The sequence below is a fragment of the Psychrobacter sp. TAE2020 genome (assembly GCF_018919485.1).
Classification (GTDB): domain Bacteria; phylum Pseudomonadota; class Gammaproteobacteria; order Pseudomonadales; family Moraxellaceae; genus Psychrobacter.
The window spans coordinates 2,492,731-2,513,782 of sequence record NZ_JAHLMU010000001.1; the positions used below are offsets into that span (position 1 = coordinate 2,492,731).

Below are 21,052 nucleotides of genomic sequence, written 5' to 3' on the forward strand. Positions count from 1 at the left end.
AATTACTATATATTTTTTAAGAAATTTATGCTAGAAAATAGTAAACTGCGTAATAGACAGTAGTTTTCTGATGTTTTAATAAACTTTATAAGGATAGTAGGCTCATGGCAGGTAAAACTCGTGTTGCTAAATATCAAGCAGATCGTACCAATCAAAAGCTATATTTTTGTCGTTTAGCTTGTCAGGCAGCTGGAGATAGTAGTGATAAGCAGCTTTATCAAGCGCATTGCGAGACAGCTATCTTTCACTTGTATGGCACTTATTTAGCGTTTCTGCAAGAACTAGGACACTTCTATGGCTTGAATCTTAGTGCACCAACCATGGTAGACATCAAACAAGCATTAAGCGCTCGTACCCAAGTTTCACCGGAGATACAGCGTCTACAGCTGCTACAACAACAAGGGTTTTTAGCTAACGTCGAGCGTGCTTATCAGCGTTGTCTTTATGCGGTACAACCCGAAGAGATAGAAAGTGAAAGTGCCGCTATAGTCAATAAACAACCCTCAGCTCGTGATTTGATCGTCAACGTCGTAACCTTGTCTAATCAATGGCTACCAGATGATGCTACTATACGTGAATGGCGACAGCAGTTTTTGACCCTCATCGAGCAACTGCGAGCGGGTATGGTAGAGTTTTAACTGCTGAGTATAAGTAGGCTATGCAGCTATATTGTATTAAATAGCAAAACTAGATTGTATTAAACAGCAAAAAGGCTTATTCAGTATTAATTGAATAAGCCTTTTTTATTACCGTACTGCTTAATGAGCTATATAAAGTTGTAAGCTTATAAAGTTAGCCGCCATAAACCATGGCGACTAGTAAGCTTAATTACTCGGGCGTTGATGATAACTGGCCGACTGGTGCTGGGGTTACCGTCTTTGGTATTCTAGCATTACGTGGTTGATCGCTAGTACTAGTAGCCTTGGTGCTGTCCTTGCTATTGTTAATCTTAGCCGCACTAGTAGCCGCTGCCTCATCTATTTCAGGCACTGGTAACGGACGTTGCTGAGTCTTAAGTTTGACAGGTTTGGCTACACCATTACCGCCCTCATCTTCCTCTTCACTAGTAGTAACTGCGCCCTCATCAGTCATCTCTATGATTCGTAACTTTTGTTTTTTTGACTTTGATTTGTTATTCAAAGATACCCACTGACGAGGTGTGCCCTTCAATTGGGCCCGCATAAAGTCCATCCACACTGGTAAAGCGGCAACACCACCATACTCACGGCGACCAAGAGTTGCAGGCTGATCAAAGCCCATCCACACTACGGTAGTATTAGTAGGGTGAAAGCCTGCAAACCAAGCGTCTTTGGCTTCGTTAGTAGTACCTGTTTTGCCGCCTATATCGTCACGACCTAAAGAGCGCGCTTTTACCGCTGTACCGCGCTGCACTACATCACGCAAGATACCAGCCATATCATAAGCTACTTTTGGCTTTAAAATACGGGGAGCTTGAGTAGCCGTCACATACTGAATGACAGGCGCTTTGAGACGATCCGCTGCTGGGCTAGCATCATACATATTCAGGTTAGTACTTTGATCCACTGAGATACTGTTAGCATTTTGCACGCTATCCTCTGCACCGTCTTTACTGTCTGCAATTAAGGTCTTCGCATCCGTTGCAGCCTCAGTAGTGTTTTTACTAGTTTTAGCATCAGCGGCAGTTAGTAAGCTCTCTTCAGCCCGCTTATTATAATCTACAACTAATTTTTCATTAAGCTTCTGTAATCCCTCATTAAAGCACAACGCACAAGCTTGTTGTGGATTGGCTTGGAATAACATCTTATTATCATAGTTATAAATCTGCTCAATGAAATAAGGCTGAATACGATGGCCACCATTAGCAAAAGCAGTATAAGCAGTCGCCATTTGTAAAGTGGTGGCTTGACCAGCACCCAAAGCTAACGATAGGGTAGTAGGTAGTTTTTCTTTATCCAAGCCAAACTGATCTAATAAGTTGCGAGCATCTGAGATCCCAATGGCTTGCAGTAAGCGAATAGAAACTAAGTTACGTGATAAATATAAACCGCGGCGTAAAGTAATATCCCCTAAGAAACGCCCATCAGAGTTCTTTGGTTTCCAGTCACCTACTTGGATAGGACGGTCAGAGACTATGCTATCAGGACTGTATCCTTTCTCTAGTGCAGCGGTGTAGACTAAAGGCTTAATAGTCGAGCCAGGCTGACGCCAGCCTTGTAACGCTCGGTTGAATTTACTATGATTAAAGTCAAAGCCACCGACTAAGGCATTGACGGCACCAGTATCAGGATGCAAAGACACTAAGCTACCTTGGACTTCAGGTATTTGTGCCAGCTTCCAGTTGCCACCTTCAGTAGGTACCAAACGAATAATATCTTTTTCACTGACAATCTGTGAAGCATTGCTAGGGGAATTACCAAAGCGGTCGGCAGAAATATATTTACGAGCCCATCTCATACCTGACCAGTTGATGGTAACCGTCTCACCAGAAAGCATAATAGCTTCAAAGCTACTAGAATTAACTTTAGTTACTTTGGCAGGTGACATGTTAGCGTAGCGTTGGAAATTCTCTAGCGGTTCATCATTAGCCTCAGCACCACGCCAGCCATGACGATGGTCGTAATCAACTAAGCCTTTTAATACCGCTTTTTCTGCATCCAGCTGTGCTTGACTATCGACAGTCAAACGCACGCGCCAACCTCCATTGACCACTTGTTCACCGTAACGATTGACTAAAGCATAACGAGTCATTTCTGCTAAATAAGGCATATTGACATCGAGTTTTTCTTGATACAAGTTAAGACCAATCGGCGCTTTAACGGCTTCATCATGCTCAGCTTGGCTAATATAGTTGAGCTTATGCATTTGGCCGATGATCCAATTGCGGCGCACTAAAGCACGACTAGGATTAGCAACAGGATTGTACTTTGAGGGTGCTTTAGGTAAACCTGCCAGCATCGCCATTTCAGCTATAGTAAGCTTATCGAGAGATTTACTATAGTATTTTTTAGCGGCTGCACTAATACCGTAAGCACCTTCACCTAAATATATCTTGTTGACATATAACGTCAAAATTTCTTTTTTGCTAAGCTCGTCTTCCATTTTGCGTGCGACAAAAAGCTCAGTCAATTTGCGGTCTAAAGTACGCTCAGGAGTTAAAAAGTAGTTCTTAGCAACTTGCATGGTAATAGTCGATCCACCGGTTTGCGTATCATCATCGGTGACGACTTCAGTGACCGCACGACCAAGGCCCTTAATACTGATACCGCTATGTTGGAAAAAAGAGGCGTCTTCCGCTGCTAAAAAAGCATTGGTTAAATTCTTTGGAATCTCATCATAGCTCACGGGCAAGGAGAGGCGATTGCCATACTGACCTATCAGTTTGTCATCGCTACTATATATTTGTAGCGGCATCTCTAATTTGGCAGTCTTTATTTCCTGCAGACTGGGTAGAGTAGGCGATAAGTACATTGCCATACCATAAAAACCAATCGGCACAGCCAAGGCTATAATTATAGCCAGCGCCAGACAAGCAATAAAAAGGCCCACCAAAAAGTGGATCAAACGAGCGGTAGCATGTTTTTTAGCCATAGGGAACTTATCATTTAAAATTTGCATTAAATTCTACATTATACCTTGAACAAAACTAGTAAGTCATAATTAATGTGTAAATCGCCGTTAAGCCGTTCTTAAATACTTGAAACTATTATTTAAGTAACGTATTGTATTTAAATATTACTATTAACTATCAAATTGTAAACTTATATAAGGCATATACCTTGTGGGGCTATTTTCTTCCAAAGTTAAAGGGTTGGTAGGAGTGGACATATGTTCCACCTCTGTCAAAATGGTTAATATTCAGCGTGAGCAAGGCCTATTACATTTGAAGTCTTATTGTATAGAAACTTTACCTGTAGGAGCAGTGGTCGATAAGATCGTTGTTGATACCGAAATGGTGGGTGAGTCTATTTCTCGCTTGGCCGAACGGGGGCAAGTTTCTGGTAGTGCCGCAGCAACATCGGTCTCAGGGTCAGCAGTCATCACTAAGATTATTGACATGGATATGAGATTAAATGATGCTGAACGTGAAGCGCAAATACGTCTAGATGCTGATCAATACATTCCTTATCCTTTAGAAGAAGTTAACTTAGACTTTGAGGTGGTTGGCCCCTCATTAGTACATGACAGTATGGTACAAGTTCTGCTGGTAGCTTCGCGTTCAGAGAATGTAAATCAACGCATTGATGCTCTAACTTTTGGTGGACTTGAAACCAAGATTATGGATATTGAGTCACATGCTATAGAGCGTGCCTTCAGCTTAATGGTAGACAGCTTGCCTGAGCTAATAGCTTTAGTCGATATAGGCCATAACCAAACCACTTTGTATATTGTCAAAAATGGTGAGTTTGTCTATAGCCGTGAGCAGTTATTCGGAGGTATGCAGCTAACAGAAGCGATTCAAAATCGTTATGGCTTGTCTTTTGAAGAAGCTACTTTTAATAAGCGTGAACTTAGTTTACCAGATGATTATTATCCAGAAATTCTTATGCCGTTTATAGAAAATATTATTCAGCAAGTGATGCGCTCTTTGCAGTTTTATTTTTCATCCAGTCAATATAAGAATATAGATCACTTGGTGATGGCAGGTGGTAGTAGCTCTATTCCTGGTTTAGCTGGCATGGTGCAGCAAAAGCTTGGCAAGCCTGTGACTATAGCCAATCCTTTTATCAATATGACTATTGATCCTTATATAGACAGTGAGCAGCTGAACGTTGATACCCCAAGCTTGATGGCTGCTTGTGGTCTTGCCTTAAGGAGTTTTGACTGATGCCACGTATTAATCTACTGCCATGGCGTCAAGAAGAGCGTCTGCATCGTAATAAAGAATTTATTACCTTAGCTGCTGCTATCACTCTGTTAGCGTTACTTTCGGCGTTTGCTACTTGGAGCTACTTCAATAATGAGCTGGAAGAACAACTCGATGCCAATGCGCTGATCACTAAAGAAAATAGCCGTTTAGACGCGGCACTGGTCCAGATTGATAGTCTAGAGCAGCGCCGTGAAGATATTATTTCTCGTATGCAAGTGATTCAAGATTTGCAGGGTCGTCGTCCGATACCAGTACGCCTATGGGCTGATCTTGCTAAAGCCATTCCACCCTCACTCTATTTGAATAATCTCAAGCGAGAAGGTGATCTGATCACTTTGACGGGTTTGGCTGATAACCCTAATGTGATATCTGGCCTAATCCGTAATTTAGACAGTAGCCGCTGGATGGGTAACTCCGCCGTGCGTAATATCCAGCAAAACATTGTTGCCTACCAGCCAGAACCTAAATTTAATGCGCCACTACCAACTGGTAAGCAGCCTCGCCCGATATATCCTGAGGACCGCTACGTGCAGTTCGTCATAACTACTCAAGTACAAGCAGCAGTTCCTACAACGGTAGATGGTAATGCTATAGCAGTTGATACTGCTATTGGAGATAAGTTATGAAACTTACCCATAAGAAATTACTACTAAAAAAACCAAAGCTTGCTAGTACTAAAGCGGTAAAGCCTACCTTTAACCTTGCTAATTTTAGGCGCAGCTTTGAGTCATTAGATAATGATAATTATGGAAGCTGGCCCCTAGGGGTTAAGGTGACTATATTAATGCTAATAGTGGTCTTCATTGCCGCTTTATCGTGGGCACTACCCATTAGTAGTAAAATCGATCATATTGAAGCCGCAGAAAGTGAACAGCAAGTATTGCTTGCAAGCTATCGGCAAAAAGAGTCCCGTGCTCGACATTTAGCAGCTTATAAAGCGCAAGTGAGTCAAATGGAAACGGAGTTCAATACCTTATTAGATCAGTTGCCTAAAGAAACCCGAGTATCAGAATTAGTAGAAGGTATTAATATGACAGGGGTTGGTAGTAACATTCGTTTCCAAGATATCTCTGTTGAGGCTGAAATTGAAAATGAGTTCTTTATCGAACAGCCTATTCGTATTGCCGCCCTCGGTGAATATCATGAGTTCGGAAGTTTCTTAAGTGGTCTTGCCACGCTACCTCGTATTATTACTATTCACGATTTTGAAGTGAGTAACCCACAGCCAACCTTAGAAGCCATACCTGAGCTGAAATTAGTGCTACAGACTAAAACCTACCGCTCAAAAGAAGCGGTAGCAAAAGACGCATTGTCAGAAGAAGCTGTAGCAGATGCTGATGCCCCTGTAGGGAGTAGATGATGAGTATTAAACTATGGTCTATGCTAGTTACTTTAACCGTTGTTGGGCTAGGACTATCCGGCTGTAGTGATCGTATTGGCCTAGCTTCGCAAGCAATGGATACTATACGTAACCAAGCGGCGCAGCCGATTGAGCCGCCGCCACAAGCACAGTTAATCGAGGACTTTGTCTACAGTGCTAACTTGCTACGTAGCCCATTCTTACCCCCCAGTTTAGTCAATCTACAAGGTGCAACTACAGCTATCGATGATGTACGTCCAGATATCAATCGCGTCAAACAACCCCTAGAACAGTACGGGCTGGCGCAGATGACCTTCCGTGGCATGCTGACATCTTCTGAAGGTCAGCAGTATGCCTTGATACAGCGTCCTGATGGCTCAGTAGCTAGTGTCAAAGCAGGAGATTATATCGGTTTAAACGATGGCCGAATTGTTGAGATTACCCCTACCCAAATTAATTTGATTGAAATTGTACCAGATAGCCGAGCTGGATTCGTTGAAAAGCCACAGTCTCTAGTTTCTCCTATAAGTTGAGTGGATGTTTTTTTTGAGGAATGAATAATGACAGTACGCAACCATAAGGGAATGATGATGAGTAACCGCGTATTCGCCACTTTTACTATACCTTCCTACAACTTTGTCATGCTTATATTGGCTGTCAGTATGCTCGCAATTAGCAGCAGCGCTTATGCTGAACAGCGTATTAACACCTTATCAGTAGTGAAGACAGCTCCAGCTGTAACACAGTTACGTTTAGAGTTTTCAGAAATTCCGACATTACCTGTGGCCTATCAACTGGATGATCCCAGACGTTTAGTATTAGATTTTGAGCAAGTTCAAAACGGTATTAGCAGGCGCTTGACGGACTATAATATCGGTATGATCAATGAAGTTACTACCTTAAACAATGACAGCACTACTCGCATGATTGTGGGTCTAAAACAAACTGGTAGCTATATTACGGCTATTAGTGGTAATGATTTACTGCTTACTATTACTGAGCCCAATCAAGCGCTAGCGACAACCCCCAAGGTCTACAAGAGCGTCGAGGTTATTCCCACCACACCGATCACCAATAGTATTGCTAACGTTGGTGTAGCCGTTAATAGCAGCACTGAAGCGGTGCCGACTGATACTATGATGGTACGAGTCAACCCACTACTAGACCCTAGACTAGGCGCCTCACAAGTGGCTCGGCAGTATAGCTATGATGGCTTGACGGAACTTAATTTTGTAGCTGATAATAATGGTGGCGGTAATGTCAGTATTAGGCTCGCTAATGAGGCTATTCCGGTAGATGTGCAGCGGCAAGGCAATAAGCTAGTGATACGTATGACTGGTAGTACGATTCCCAGAAATTTGCTACGCCATCTTACTATTAATAGTGGGTTAGTCGCTGGTATCGATACTCAAAATCAAGGTCAAAATGGGACTATTACTATTAATATGACCGAAGACTACGAGTACCAAGCTCACCAATCAGGCAATAAGCTTACTATAGCGATTAAAAAACCTGAGCTGTTAGGTGAGCCTACGCTTGAGGAGAGAGTCTATACTGGTGAAGCATTATCTATGGAATTCCAAAATGTGGAAATCCGTAGCGTGTTAGATATCTTGGCGCAGTTCACTAAGATGAATGTGGTAGCTAGCGATTCTGTAACTGGTAACATTACCTTGCGTCTTATTAATGTTCCTTGGGATCAAGCACTAGATATTATTCTGAAAAGTAAAAATTTAGGTAAGCGTGAGAATGGTAATGTAATTTTGATCGCCCCTGCTACTGAGCTTGCTGAACAAGAAGCTAGTGAGCTTGCGGCTCAGCAAGCGGTGCAAGCCTTTTCCCCTTTGCGTACTGAGTACATTCGCTTGAGCTATGCTCGTGCCGAAGATGTTTTATTATTAATTTCTGATGGTAGTGGACCTTCTAATAGTGGTGGCGGGTTTGGTGCTGTCAATACGGGTAGCAATCAAGATAATAATACCTTGTTGTCCAATCGTGGCACAGTCACTACTGATAAACGTACTAATACTTTAATTATTAAAGATGTGGCAGATAGTATTGAAAATATACATAAATTAATTAGTAAAATTGATATTCCAGTACGCCAAGTGATGATTGAGGCACGTATTGTTAGCGCTACCGATACCTTTAGTAAGGAGATTGGTGTGCGCTGGGGTCTGTTATCTAACGGAGCAGCTAATAATAGCAACCTATTGGTTGGCGGCAGTGATCAGACCCTATGGGATTTAAAAGACTTCGATATCGAAACTACTACTGTCAATGGACAGTCCGTCTCTTATCCGTCATACGATATTAGTCGCCCTGATAATCTAAACGTTGATTTAGGCGTCAGTAATCCTGCAGGGAGCATTGCCTTTGGTCTGTTGGGGTTATCAGATTTCATGTTGGATCTTGAATTATCAGCGTTACAAGCGGATAATCGCGGTGAGGTTATTTCTACACCCAAAATTTTGACTACTGATAAACAAACCGCTAAAGTTTCTTCTGGTACGCAGATTCCTTATCAGGAAGCGTCGGCTAGTGGTGCTACTACGACTAGTTTTAAAGAAGCCGCATTGAGCCTTGAGGCTACGCCAAATATCACCCCTGATGGCAAAATCGGTCTGCAGTTAGTGATTACTAATGGCACACCGACTATTATCAATAATCAGGTCGCCATTTCTGAAGACTCGATTTCCACTAATGTCATTGTTGAAGATGGCCAAACTATCGTATTAGGCGGGGTGTTTAAAAACCGTATTAATAATGGTGTAGATAAAGTACCATTCTTAGGAGATTTACCTTATATTGGTCGTGCGTTCCGTAGAGACGTTCGTAGCAATAATAAAGAAGAATTACTTATCTTTATCACTACGAAGCTGGTTAACGATGGCATAAATCGTTTAGAATAAGCGGCGGTATTTAAGACACTATAAAAATACAAGCTTAAGCGCTTGTTTTTTTATGGGCGCAAGGTTATTGCTAAGGGTTATGCTTTGAGCAGCATTATTTTATCAACAATAATCAACGCTCATTACTAGCTAGAATATTAATGACGTTGTATGATAGTTAATTTATCTGAGTGAGTTTTATGTTGGAGGAATTACCGTCGGTATTTATAGTCGGGCCGATGGGAGCTGGCAAGACCACCATTGGCCGATTGCTTGCTAAGCAGCTGGGCCGCGAGTTTGTGGACAGTGACTGGTATGTTGAATCGCAAACAGGCGCTGATATTGCTTGGATATTCGCTAAAGAAGGCGAGGCAGGCTTTCGGGCGCGCGAAACTCGAGCCATTGATGAGCTAACCCAATATAAGCAAATTATACTTGCCACTGGTGGTGGTGCAGTTATGTCTGATGAAAACAGAGCATTCTTGCATCAGCGTGGCATTGTAGTTTACCTAAATGCACCAGTCGATGTGCAGATGGTACGTACAGCGAAGGACAAGTCACGTCCCCTATTACAGCAGCCCAATCCCAGAAAAATACTACAAGAATTATATAAAAAACGTGATCCATTATATCGGCAAGTAGCACACATTATTATGCCTACTGGCCACACTTATCCACGGAATATGGTCAATCAGTTGTTGCAACAGCTCCAGCGTTTTTCGGTGGTCAAGATAGAACAAGCTACTGATACTGATATGGATACTGAGTTAGAGCAAGATACTGACAGTTATAGTAGTCCTGACCTCATAAAGCTAGATAGTGAATCAAATAGTGCAGCTAGTGTAGATGACGGTATTGATGCTCCTAAGAGTATTAAAAGTAGCACTGTTAATACTGATACTGGCTTAGAGCTGACCACTGATACTGATTGTTTAGTACCATCAGCCTCTGCTGCTGACCGTAATGAACTTTAACTATAGTATTTTTTATAGCGCCATATTTTTATAGCTAATAATTTTTATAGCATAATAATTTTTATAGCATAATAATTTTTGAAGCTAACCACTTTCAAACCTAAACATTAGGAAGTATGAGATGACTACCGCATTAGTGGAAGATGGCTTAATTGTACATACTCAAAGTCACGATTATCCAATAGTTATTACGGCACAAAGCGGCAATAAAACCAGTAATATGGCGGAGCAAATTACTTCCTATATACGGGGTAAGCAGCTATTAATTGTGACTAATGAGACGGTTGCGCCTTTATACTTAGCGGCATTACAAGCGCAACTAGAATTGCACTTTAAGGTGGCGGTTTGCATCCTAGCTGATGGAGAACAGTACAAAAATCAGGCTAGTATCGATAAAATATATGATGCGCTAATGGCGCAGCACTTCAACCGTGATGTTACTTTAATTGCGCTTGGTGGTGGTGTTATCGGTGATATGACAGGCTTTGCAGCGGCTAGCTTTATGCGTGGGGTTGATTTTATCCAAATACCTACTACTCTATTGTCGCAAGTGGACTCCAGCGTTGGTGGTAAGACTGGTATCAATCATCCACAAGGCAAGAACATGATTGGCGCTTTTTGGCAGCCGCAGATGGTACTAGTGGATATGAATACTTTGCAAACGCTGCCTGAGCGTGAGCTATCCGCTGGATTAGCGGAAGTCATCAAATACGCACTGATTATGGATATTGAGTTTTTGGATTGGCTTGAAGAGCATCTACCAGCCATGATGGCTTTGGATTTAGAAGTTCTAGCGATAGCAGTAAAACGCTGCTGCCAGTATAAAGCTGATATTGTGGCGCAAGATGAGCGTGAAGCAGGTATACGAGCGATATTGAATTTTGGTCATACCTTTGGTCATGTGATTGAGACTCACCAAGGATATGGTAATTGGTTGCATGGTGAAGCTGTTGCAGCAGGTATGGTGCAAGCAGCTGAATTATCGCAAATGCTTGGCTGGCTCAGCGATAGCGACGTGGCTCGAGTAAAACGGGTATTGAGCTTAGCTAAACTGCCAATTATGCCACCAGCTATCGATGTAGACACAGCGTTAAAACTAATGGGCCACGATAAAAAAGTCAAACAAGGACAAATCCGGCTGATTTTGTTAAAATCACTAGGTGAGGCGGTATTGACAGACGAATTCGATGCGCAGTTGCTTACTGAAGTGCTGTCATCCTAAGCGGCATACTAATTGTTTACAAGCTAATAGCTGCTGATAAGCTAATGGCTGTTGATAAGCGTTAATTAATTACTTTTCCAAGGAAAATCCCATGGCAGCACCGAGCTCTACGACTAGCTCTAGCAGTAAGTCAAATCGTCGCCAAGCACTAATTTGGTTAATGATGACTTTGCTGCTCGGAGTGGCCACTGCGCTGCTTTGGATGGTCAGTCAGACCCCTGCAATTGGAGCCAAAATTGAGAATGCTCCTATTGCTGCACCTGAAGCATTAGTTAGCGAGCTTGAACAACCTCTATCTATTGAGTCTCTACATGAGCTAGATAATGACATTCAGCCTATTGATTTCGAAGATACTATCCGAGATTTACGCAATTATCCAGACGAGTTCAAAGATAAGCGATACTTGCTCGCTAATAAAGGTAAATGGACCGTACAAGTGATGAATGTCGCCGAGAATGAGGTGATAGTCAGCTACTTAGAAGGTCGAAAAGATAGAGATAAATTTGCCTATTTCCGCTATCGCGATGAGAACAAACAGCTGCGTTATATGCTTACTTATGGTCTATTAAATAGCTCGCAAGAAGCGGTAGGGGCGGCGAAACTGGTAGATTTTGGCTTGCCTGCTGACGTACGTGTGCTATCGGAAGAGATTAATCGCTACACTAGTATTATCGACAATTATGAGCGTTCGCAACCCATCAAAGATCTAAGTACTAGACGCTCACGCTCAGTGAAACTTAATCCTACCAAGCGTGAAGTACCTGTGCGTCAAAAAGCGCCAGTAGTTCCTAAAGTTAGTAATGATAATGAAGAGGCCACTTCTAAGCCTTCTAGTAATCAGTCTAACACTAATAGCACTGGCAGTATTAGTCAGTCCGCCGACACTTCAGATACCTTATCAGTCAATGAAGAGCGCACCTTATCATCTGAAAATTCTGATGATTCTAAAAATGATGATAAAGCTATTAAGGCTGAGCCACAAGTCAAAAAGCCACCGGTAGTAGCCACGCCTAAACAGCCAAGTTCGGCGAGCAATCCTGATAAAGCTAGTGAAGGCAGTAATAAAAAGAATAACAGTAGCGCTGATAAGAGCACTACTAATAAAGGTAATAGTGATCCTATTAAGCAACTAATAGAAGAAAAGAGTAAGTAGCTTTTCACTATCAGTTTTCGACCTAGCGGTTTTTTTAAATAGCCGCTAGGGTCGGGATTGCTTTGGTTGACTTTTATTAGCAAATTTTTTTGCTTTTTTTTTGACAATACGCTTTAAAAGCAATAAGTGACTGGTGAGGTTTTTGCTAGTACAAGCACGGATATTAAAGGTAGAATCATTAATGATACTTACAGAATAATGTCGGTCAGTCACTGGTATCGCCTAGTTACTTGTAGAAGCAGTACAGTGATTCAGTGTTCATTTTCAGTAGTCAGTCTGTGACTTTATTACTTGGTTTTAAGCCAGTAATTAACAATAGCTATCCAATAATTTGTAAAAAAGACTAGATTTTTTCAGCATCATTAACTAATATGATTAAGGGACTTATTCTGTATAGTTATGGTAAATTGTTGGAAATACTGGCTATTTAGGTAAATTTTTCGTCTCTCACTGTTCTAAGCGTTATTAAGTGCTGTTGATCATAAAGGTCAAGTAATCGCTAATTCTCTTCTATTTATTTATAGTCCTTATTTGGGTTAAAGAAGTGATTGAACCTAGAGCGTTTAATGTCTGAGCGTTGATAAGTAGATTATTATCGGTTCAATAGCTATCACTCTATCATCGCTCTTATCGTATTTACGGTGTCATTCACCCGCATACACCATCAATCAACTATTAGCGCTTGAGCTATTTTGCCAAGTAGCTAACCGTTCTGCTCCAAACCAAACGGATAATTACTAACAACTCGTATCAACAATATTATGCAGTGTACGAATTCAGTTTTTAATCCGGATACTAGAATAATTTAGCCCGTTCTAACTGCGTCATTCAGTACATGCTACGCATTGTAGCCATGAACTGCTCGCTCACTTAAAAGGACTAGCCATGTCAATGATTTCATCACACACACATCTGGCCACTCCAGATGACTTTTCTGATAACTGTGGTTTTGGCTTAATCGCTCACATTGAGGGACAAGCCAGCCACGATTTAGTTAAGACTGCCATTCATAGTCTCAGCTGTATGACTCACCGCGGCGGTGTTGCTGCCGATGGCAAAACGGGGGATGGCTGCGGTTTGCTACTTGCCACTCCTAAAGCATTTTTTCAAGCTATCGCTGCTGAACAGCAGTTAACCATTACTGATAACTTTGCAGTAGGGATGGTATTTGTCAATTTGGACGAGACCAAAGCTAAGTATAGTGAACAAGTACTAGCAGAAGAGATCGCTGCGCAAGATTTAGAGGTAGCTGGCTGGCGAGAGGTACCAGTTGATTTAACTATCGTCGGTGAGATCGGTCGTGAGACTCTACCCGCATTTAAACAGATATTCGTCAATGATCCGGCTAACTTAAGCAGTGAAGACTTCAATCGTAAGTTATTCGTAGCACGAAAAAAAGCAGAGCAACGTCTAACCGAAGATGAGCTGTTTTATGTCTGCTCGCTAAACTGCCAAACTATTATCTATAAAGGCTTGGTAATGCCGTCAGATTTGCCAGCGTTCTTTACGGATTTAAAAGATGAGCGCTTGGCCTCGCATATTGTAGTGTTTCATCAGCGCTTCTCGACTAACACTTTACCACGCTGGCCATTAGCACAGCCATTTCGCTATCTGGCCCATAATGGCGAATTGAATACTATCACTGGTAATCGTAATTGGTCTGAGGCTCGTACGCCAAAATTGAAATCTGCTAAATTACCAAATTTGAGTGAGTTAACACCGTTAGTGAATAGTAGTGGCTCAGATTCTTCAAGCTTAGATAATATGCTTGAGGTGCTGATGTCAGGTGGTATGAGTTTATTTCATTCAATGTCGATTCTAGTGCCACCAGCTTGGCAAAATGTCGATAGTATGGATATGGACTTACGCGCCTTCTATGAATTTTATTCGCAGCACATGGAAGCATGGGATGGGCCAGCAGGATTAGTGATTCAAGATGGTCGTTATGCTGTCTGTATGCTAGATCGTAATGGCCTGCGTCCCTCACGTTGGGTCACTACTAAGAATGGCTATATCACCGTCGCATCGGAGATTGGTGTTTGGGACTATGCCCCTAAGGATGTGCTTGCAAAAGGTCGAGTTGGCCCTGGCCAGATGTTGGTTATCGATACCTTGACGGGTCAGGTTATGGATAACAAGACCATCGCCACGTTATTAAAAAAAGCCCATCCTTATCGCAAATGGTTACGTGAACAAGCGACACGTATTCGTGATGATGAGCGTATCGAAGAAGCGCTAGCAGCAAAATCTTGTCGTGGTGTGGCACTAAAGACTTTGCAAAAAATGTATCACGTAACTAATGAAGAGCGTACCGAAATTATTCGCCCCAACGCTGAGAATGGTCAAGAGCCAGTAGGCTCTATGGGTGACGATACACCAATGGCGGTACTATCACAGCAAATCCGTCACGTTGGTGATTTTTTTCGGCAGCAGTTTGCACAAGTGACCAATCCACCGATTGATCCTTTACGCGAATCGATTGTAATGTCATTACAAACTTGCCTTGGTGCGCAGACTAATGTGTTTGCGCCTTCTGCTAAAGACGCTCATCGCATTATTCTTTCCTCGCCTGTGCTATCTGCGAGCAAAATGCAGCAGATTGAGAACCTTAATGATACCGCCTTTCAAATCGCACGTATTAATTTAAATTATGATTTGAATCTAGATTTAGCTACGGCTATTACTACTATTTGTGAGCAAGTAGCTGCTGCCATTAGAGCGGGTCAGACCCTCATCGTATTGTCTGATAAAGATATTAGCGCTGACAAAGTGCCAGCCAATGCCATTATGGTCACTGGTGCGGTTCATCACTACTTAATTGCGCAAGGTATTCGTACTGATGCCAATTTGATCATTGAGACTGGACTGGCACGGGATTCGCATCAAGTAGCAGTACTGATCGGCTTTGGGGCGACTTGTGTTTATCCTTATTTGGCTTATGACGTCATTGATGATTTGGTAGCGACTGGCGAGCTTCTGGGTGATCCGATTCAAGCGCGTGTCAATTTCCGTAAAGGTTTAGATAAAGGGCTACTAAAGATTTTATCGAAGATGGGCATCTCTACTATTGTGTCTTATCGAGGTGCGCAACTGTTTGAAGCGGTTGGTCTCTCTGAGCCAGTAGTCGCTATGTGCTTTAAAGGGGTACAAAGCCGGATTAAAGGGGCAACTTTTGAGGATTTAGCGGCCGATCAAGCGCAGCTAGCTGCTAATGCTTTTAAGCGTCGTATGCCTCTAGATCAAGGCGGTCTTCTCAAGTTTGTCTTCAATAAAGAATACCATGCCTTTAACCCTGATGTGATTAACAGCTTGCACACAGCTGTACGCACTGGGGATTACGAGAACTATCGTAACTATGCCGACTTAGTTAATAGCCGTCCAGTGGCAACCCTACGCGATTTACTACAGCTTAAAACTGATAATCCTATCGCTGTCGATGATGTTGAGGACATCACTAAGATTTTGAAGCGTTTCGATTCAGCGGGTATGTCATTAGGTGCTTTATCTCCTGAAGCCCACGAGTCTATCGCTATGGCGATGAATACTATTGGTGGGCGCTCAAACTCTGGTGAGGGCGGGGAAGATCCAGTACGTTATGGCACTTTGCGTAACTCAAAGATTAAGCAAGTAGCCTCAGGGCGCTTTGGGGTGACTCCTGCTTACCTGCGCTCAGCAGAAGTAATGCAGATAAAAGTCGCTCAGGGGGCGAAACCAGGTGAGGGTGGCCAGCTACCAGGTGGTAAGGTCAATGCCTTGATTGCACGCTTACGTTATTCAGTGCCTGGGGTGACCTTAATTTCGCCACCACCGCATCATGATATTTACTCTATCGAAGATTTAGCCCAGCTTATCTTTGATCTTAAGCAAGTCAACCCAGACGCCTTAGTATCAGTAAAACTAGTGTCACGCCCAGGCGTCGGTACTATTGCTACTGGAGTAGCCAAGGCTTATGCCGATCTGATTACTATCTCAGGTTATGATGGCGGTACGGCAGCTTCACCCTTGTCCTCTATCCATCATGCCGGCTCACCTTGGGAGCTGGGTCTAGCGGAGACTCATCAATCCCTAAGAGTTAACGGTCTGCGTGACAAAGTACGCATACAGACAGATGGGGGCCTCAAAACGGGTCTCGATGTGGTAAAAGCCGCTATTCTAGGAGCAGAGAGCTTCGGTTTTGGTACGACGCCCATGATTGCAGTTGGTTGTAAGTACTTGCGTATCTGCCATCTGAATAATTGTCCGACTGGGGTGGCCACCCAAAAAGCTGAGCTGCGTGATCAGCATTATATCGGCGAAGCTGAAATGTTGATTAACTTCTTCAAGTTTGTCGCTACTGAAACTCGCGAGTGGCTAGCCGTCTTAGGTGTGCATAGTATGGAGGAGTTAGTCGGCCGTACTGACTTACTGGAGATATTAGAAGGCAATACTGATAAACAGCGTCATCTTGATTTAACGCCTTTATTGTTCAGCCATCCTGCTAGTGCAGGCAAGCCACAAACTTGCCAAGTAGAGCGTAATGCGCCCTTTGATAAAGGTCTGCTCGCTGAGCAAATGATCAGTGATATGTTGCTGAATATTCGTAAAGGATTAGGCGGTGACTATAGCTATTCTGTTGGCAACTGTGACCGCTCGATTGGCGCTCGTATCTCTGGTGAGATTGCTCAATTATGGGGCAATCTAGGCATGAGCGATATGCCTATCAATCTACATCTAACCGGTACGGCTGGACAAAGCTTAGGGGTCTGGAATGCTGGTGGATTAAACATCGAGCTTGAAGGCGATGCTAATGATTATGTTGGTAAAGGTATGGCAGGTGGTGAGATCGTCATTTATCCGCCCAAAGACTCTAGTTTTGTTGCTCATGACACAGCGATCATAGGCAATACTTGTCTCTATGGTGCGACTGGTGGCAAGCTATACGCTGCGGGTACGGCAGGCGAGCGCTTTGCGGTACGTAACTCCGGTGCTCAAGTAGTCATCGAAGGGACTGGTGATCATTGCTGCGAATATATGACTGGCGGTATTGTCACCGTTCTTGGACCTACTGGCCTTAATTTTGGTGCAGGTATGACGGGTGGTTTTGCTTATGTCCTCGATATGGAAGGCGACTTCTTTGATCGCTGTAACCACGAGCTGATTGATCTAAATCGTATCTCTAGTGAGCAGACTGAAGAGCATCGTATTTATCTGCAACAAGTAATCGAGAACCACGTTAGCAAGACTAACAGTGCATGGGGACAGACTATATTGGCTGACTTTGAGCATTATGTGCGTAAGTTCTACTTGGTTAAGCCTAAGGCTGCCAGCTTAGTAAGCGTACTTAAAACTACCATGGCTGATCCGCAATAATAGGCTCAGTTAATCAGTTAAGGTAAGCTTTTACATAAGTTTTTAGGTAAATACAGTATTGAGTCATTAACCCTCAATAGTTAAATTTTTCCAGTAGGTCAGTGGTGTTATTTGCCATCTAGCAGCGTATCGGTCAACAGTCCCTACGTTGCTAAAGGCTCACCACTTCCCACTCTAGAAAAGCCTATTATAGAAGAGATAATATTATGGCAAAACGTTTAGAGAACAGTTATCAGTTTTTAGATGTACCACGGTTAGAGCCGCTCAAAAAAGACATCGTCACTCGTGCCACTGAGTTTGTAGAGATTTACACCCCATTTGAAAGTGAGGCAGTAGCTCAGCAATCACATCGTTGCCTAGAGTGTGGTAATCCGTATTGCGAATGGAAATGTCCCGTACATAACTATATTCCTAATTGGCTAAAAATGGCTACTGAAGGACAGATTTTTCAGGCTGCCGAACTCTGTCATCGCACTAATACTTTACCTGAAGTCTGCGGACGAGTTTGTCCACAAGATCGGCTTTGTGAAGGGGCTTGCACCCTTAATGATGGCTTTGGGGCAGTGACTATCGGTAATGTCGAGAAGTACATCAATGATACGGCCTTTGCACTGGGCTGGCGTCCAGATATGTCAGAAGTGGTTTGGACAGACAAGAAAGTCGCTATTATTGGTGCAGGCCCTGCTGGTCTTGGCTGTGCCGATATCTTAGTCAGAAACGGAGTGACTCCGGTAGTGTTTGACAAGCGCCCTGAGATTGGCGGTCTTTTAACTTTTGGTATTCCAGAGTTCAAGATGGAAAAAGACGTTATGCGCAATCGCCGGGTTATATTTGAAGGCATGGGCATTGAGTTCCGTCTTGAGACTGAAGTCGGTACTGACATTAGTATTGATGAGCTAATGAATGATTATGACGCCGTATTTATGGGTATGGGTACTTATACTTATATGCGCGGTGGTTTCGCTGGTGAAGAGCTCGATGGGGTGCATGATGCGCTTGATTTCCTGATTGCTAATGTCAATCGCTGCAATGACTGGGAAAAGAGTTCAGAAGACTACATCGATCTTAAAGGCAAAAAAGTAGTCGTGCTAGGTGGCGGTGATACCGCAATGGATTGTAACCGTACTAGTATACGTCAAGGTGCTGAAAAGGTAGTTTGTGCCTACCGCCGTGATGAAGAAAACATGCCAGGTTCGCGCCGTGAAGTAGTCAATGCTCGCGAGGAAGGGGTAGAGTTCTTATTCAATCGCCAACCTACTGAAATCATTGGTCTCAATGGCAAAGTAAATGCGGTCAAGGTCATCACAACCCAGTTAGGAGCCCCAGACAACCGTGGTCGCCAACGTCCTGAGCCCATTGCTAATTCAGAAGAGATCATTGCTTGTGATGCGGTGATTATGGCCTTTGGCTTCCGTCCTAGCCCTGCCGATTGGTTTGGCAGTCAACAAGTTGAGATGGATAGCTCAGGGCGGGTACTAGCGCTTGAAAAGCAAGTCTTTAAGTTCCAAACCAATAACCCTAAGATATTTGCTGGCGGTGATATGGTTCGTGGTTCTGACTTAGTAGTAACCGCTATTTGGGAAGGCCGTGAAGCTGCTGAAGGTATTTTGGACTTCTTAGCCGTATAGTTTTATAAAGTAATATGAGGTATCAGCCATGGTTTAATAAGCTATGGCTAGCCTCAGTTTATGACGTCTTTTGTCTATTAATAGGTGCGTCATCCATTAATAGGTAGAAGGCGTTATTTTTTGGCAAATATGTTATATTTTATCCTTAATAACTTATTACTAACGATGTATCACTAACGATTTATCATTGCTGCTGCTTATCGAGCATTTTATATTTTTTCCATATAAGAGTACCTTTCCGTGAAATTAGCGATTTGGCAATGGATTACTGAGCCAATTATTGAGCCTTATTCGCGTTACCAGCATGCCGATGTCTTGCATGCGGTACGTTTGGGCTCGGCTGTAGTTATTGCTTTAATACTCAATAAAGTCACGCATTTTCCTCATGGAGAATGGACCACTATTACCGTATTTGTCATATTGGGTTTATTGCAGTATCAAGGCGCGATTTATACTAAGGCCAAAGAGCGCATATTAGGCACTTTATTAGGAGTCATAGTTGGGTTAGGGTTTTTGTGGTTAAGTAAAGACATTGGTATTTGGCTCTGGGCTTATTATCTACTGATCGGGATAATCAGTAGCATTATTGGCTATATGTCAGTCAGGCAACTTGGCTATATTGGTCTATTGACTGGCATTACTATGTTGATGATTATCTCAAACCCAGATCAAAGCAATATTGGTCAGGATGGTCTGTATCGAGCCCTTAATATTCTATTCGGTGCCATTATAGCCGTAGCAGCGACTTTGATATTGCCGCTAAAATCTACTTTGATGTATCGGTTCTTGCTGGCTAGTAATCTTGATGACTGTAGTAATCTTTACGCTAGCGTAGGTAGCCATATCAATGCCGAAGTGCTGACTCACGAGCCTTTGCAGTACTCAAAATCGATAGAGGTAGCAGCTAACCGTTATGCTGCACAAAACGCTCTACCAGATATACCGGTTAATAAAGCTTTAATCAAAGCCCTACAGCAGATCAATAAGCGACTGTTAGCAATGCGACCACATATTGCCGCCACTGCCAGCGAAACAGGGGTAGATAAAGAAGCGATAGAAACCATCCAGCGTAGTCATCGCAATATGATAGGCACTATTGATCTACTATTGAGCGCTGCACCACGATTAGCCCACATCGAGATTGACGAGGATAATCATATCTTATTGTTGCACTATCAGCGTGAGCTGACCCAAGCGATGCGTCATATAGCAGCAGTACTACGCAGTCCTAATAATGAGGTTTTTCGTCCTATTACTCGTATTAAGGTATCGCAATATCCAAGCGTGCAGCATTTGAGCTTTGAATGGCAAGGTTACTTTTGGTTGATTCAAACCTTACAATCACAACTACAAGAGCTTAGCGATTTACTACAATCCACTAAGTCACGCTGGTTCGCAGGCTCTGGGGTTCGATATCAACGCCGTGAACAACGACGAATTAAAAAGAAGGGCAGTGAAGCTGACTTGCATTTATAAAGATACGAACGCTGCTAAGCGCCCAGTATTTACAAATAGTAAAGCATAAAAAAACGCTAACCTTTAAAAGTTAACGTTTTTTTGTTTTCTAAGGCAGTCATTTGATCTATAGCTAACTCACTCACTCATTAATTAGGGGCGGATTTATCT

Annotated in this window: 12 protein-coding genes and 1 pseudogene; 12 read left to right on the forward strand and 1 reads right to left on the reverse strand. The window is 42.8% G+C overall.

The features are described 5' to 3' along the window. The first annotated feature begins 104 nt into the window (after window positions 1-104). Window positions 105-638 (forward strand): DUF6586 family protein, encoded by a 534-nt coding sequence (locus tag KPY62_RS10215; RefSeq protein ID WP_216581890.1) that lies wholly within the window; start codon window positions 105-107, stop codon window positions 636-638. A 190-nt stretch (window positions 639-828) separates the two neighbouring features. On the opposite strand, the gene KPY62_RS10220 is transcribed toward KPY62_RS10215, so the two are convergent. After that, window positions 829-3,570 (reverse strand): penicillin-binding protein 1A, encoded by a 2,742-nt coding sequence (locus KPY62_RS10220; RefSeq protein WP_216583317.1) that lies wholly within the window; start codon window positions 3,568-3,570, stop codon window positions 829-831. 190 nt (window positions 3,571-3,760) lie between these two features. On the opposite strand from KPY62_RS10220, the gene KPY62_RS10225 reads away from it, so the two are divergent. The 11 genes and pseudogenes from KPY62_RS10225 to KPY62_RS10275 all read left to right on the forward strand — a co-directional run bounded on the left by KPY62_RS10225 (window position 3,761) and on the right by KPY62_RS10275 (window position 20,902). Then, window positions 3,761-4,807, forward strand: a complete 1,047-nt coding sequence (locus KPY62_RS10225; RefSeq protein ID WP_216581891.1) for a pilus assembly protein PilM — start codon at window positions 3,761-3,763, stop codon at window positions 4,805-4,807. Further along, the gene (locus KPY62_RS10230; RefSeq protein ID WP_216581892.1) at window positions 4,807-5,475 is read left to right on the forward strand and encodes a PilN domain-containing protein; all 669 of its coding nucleotides are present in this window, start codon (window positions 4,807-4,809) and stop codon (window positions 5,473-5,475) included. The genes KPY62_RS10225 and KPY62_RS10230 overlap by 1 nt, the downstream gene beginning before the upstream one ends. Further along, window positions 5,472-6,209 (forward strand): type 4a pilus biogenesis protein PilO, encoded by a 738-nt coding sequence (locus KPY62_RS10235; RefSeq protein WP_216581893.1) that lies wholly within the window; start codon window positions 5,472-5,474, stop codon window positions 6,207-6,209. The genes KPY62_RS10230 and KPY62_RS10235 overlap by 4 nt, the downstream gene beginning before the upstream one ends. Beyond that, window positions 6,209-6,742, forward strand: a complete 534-nt coding sequence (locus KPY62_RS10240; RefSeq protein ID WP_228730651.1) for a pilus assembly protein PilP — start codon at window positions 6,209-6,211, stop codon at window positions 6,740-6,742. The genes KPY62_RS10235 and KPY62_RS10240 overlap by 1 nt, the downstream gene beginning before the upstream one ends. A gap of 27 nt (window positions 6,743-6,769) precedes the next feature. Continuing rightward, window positions 6,770-9,121, forward strand: a complete 2,352-nt coding sequence (gene pilQ / locus KPY62_RS10245; RefSeq protein ID WP_216581895.1) for a type IV pilus secretin PilQ — start codon at window positions 6,770-6,772, stop codon at window positions 9,119-9,121. 179 nt (window positions 9,122-9,300) lie between these two features. Continuing rightward, window positions 9,301-9,879, forward strand: a pseudogene (gene aroK / locus KPY62_RS10250) (shikimate kinase AroK); the annotation flags it as partial. Between the two features lie 316 nt (window positions 9,880-10,195). Next, window positions 10,196-11,296, forward strand: coding sequence for a 3-dehydroquinate synthase (gene aroB, locus KPY62_RS10255; RefSeq protein WP_216581896.1), 1,101 nt, complete (start codon window positions 10,196-10,198; stop codon window positions 11,294-11,296). Window positions 11,297-11,387: 91 nt separating this feature from the next. Further along, window positions 11,388-12,449: a hypothetical protein gene (locus tag KPY62_RS10260; RefSeq protein WP_216581897.1), complete on the forward strand. Its 1,062-nt coding sequence runs from the start codon at window positions 11,388-11,390 to the stop codon at window positions 12,447-12,449. An 885-nt stretch (window positions 12,450-13,334) separates the two neighbouring features. Beyond that, window positions 13,335-17,798 (forward strand): glutamate synthase large subunit, encoded by a 4,464-nt coding sequence (gene gltB / locus KPY62_RS10265; RefSeq protein WP_216581898.1) that lies wholly within the window; start codon window positions 13,335-13,337, stop codon window positions 17,796-17,798. A gap of 206 nt (window positions 17,799-18,004) precedes the next feature. Then, entirely contained in the window at window positions 18,005-19,426 is a 1,422-nt protein-coding gene (locus tag KPY62_RS10270; RefSeq protein ID WP_216581899.1) for a glutamate synthase subunit beta, read from the forward strand. 240 nt (window positions 19,427-19,666) lie between these two features. Continuing rightward, on the forward strand, window positions 19,667-20,902 hold the full coding sequence (locus KPY62_RS10275; protein ID WP_216581900.1) for an FUSC family protein: 1,236 nt from the start codon (window positions 19,667-19,669) through the stop codon (window positions 20,900-20,902). The last annotated feature ends 150 nt before the right edge of the window (window positions 20,903-21,052 follow it).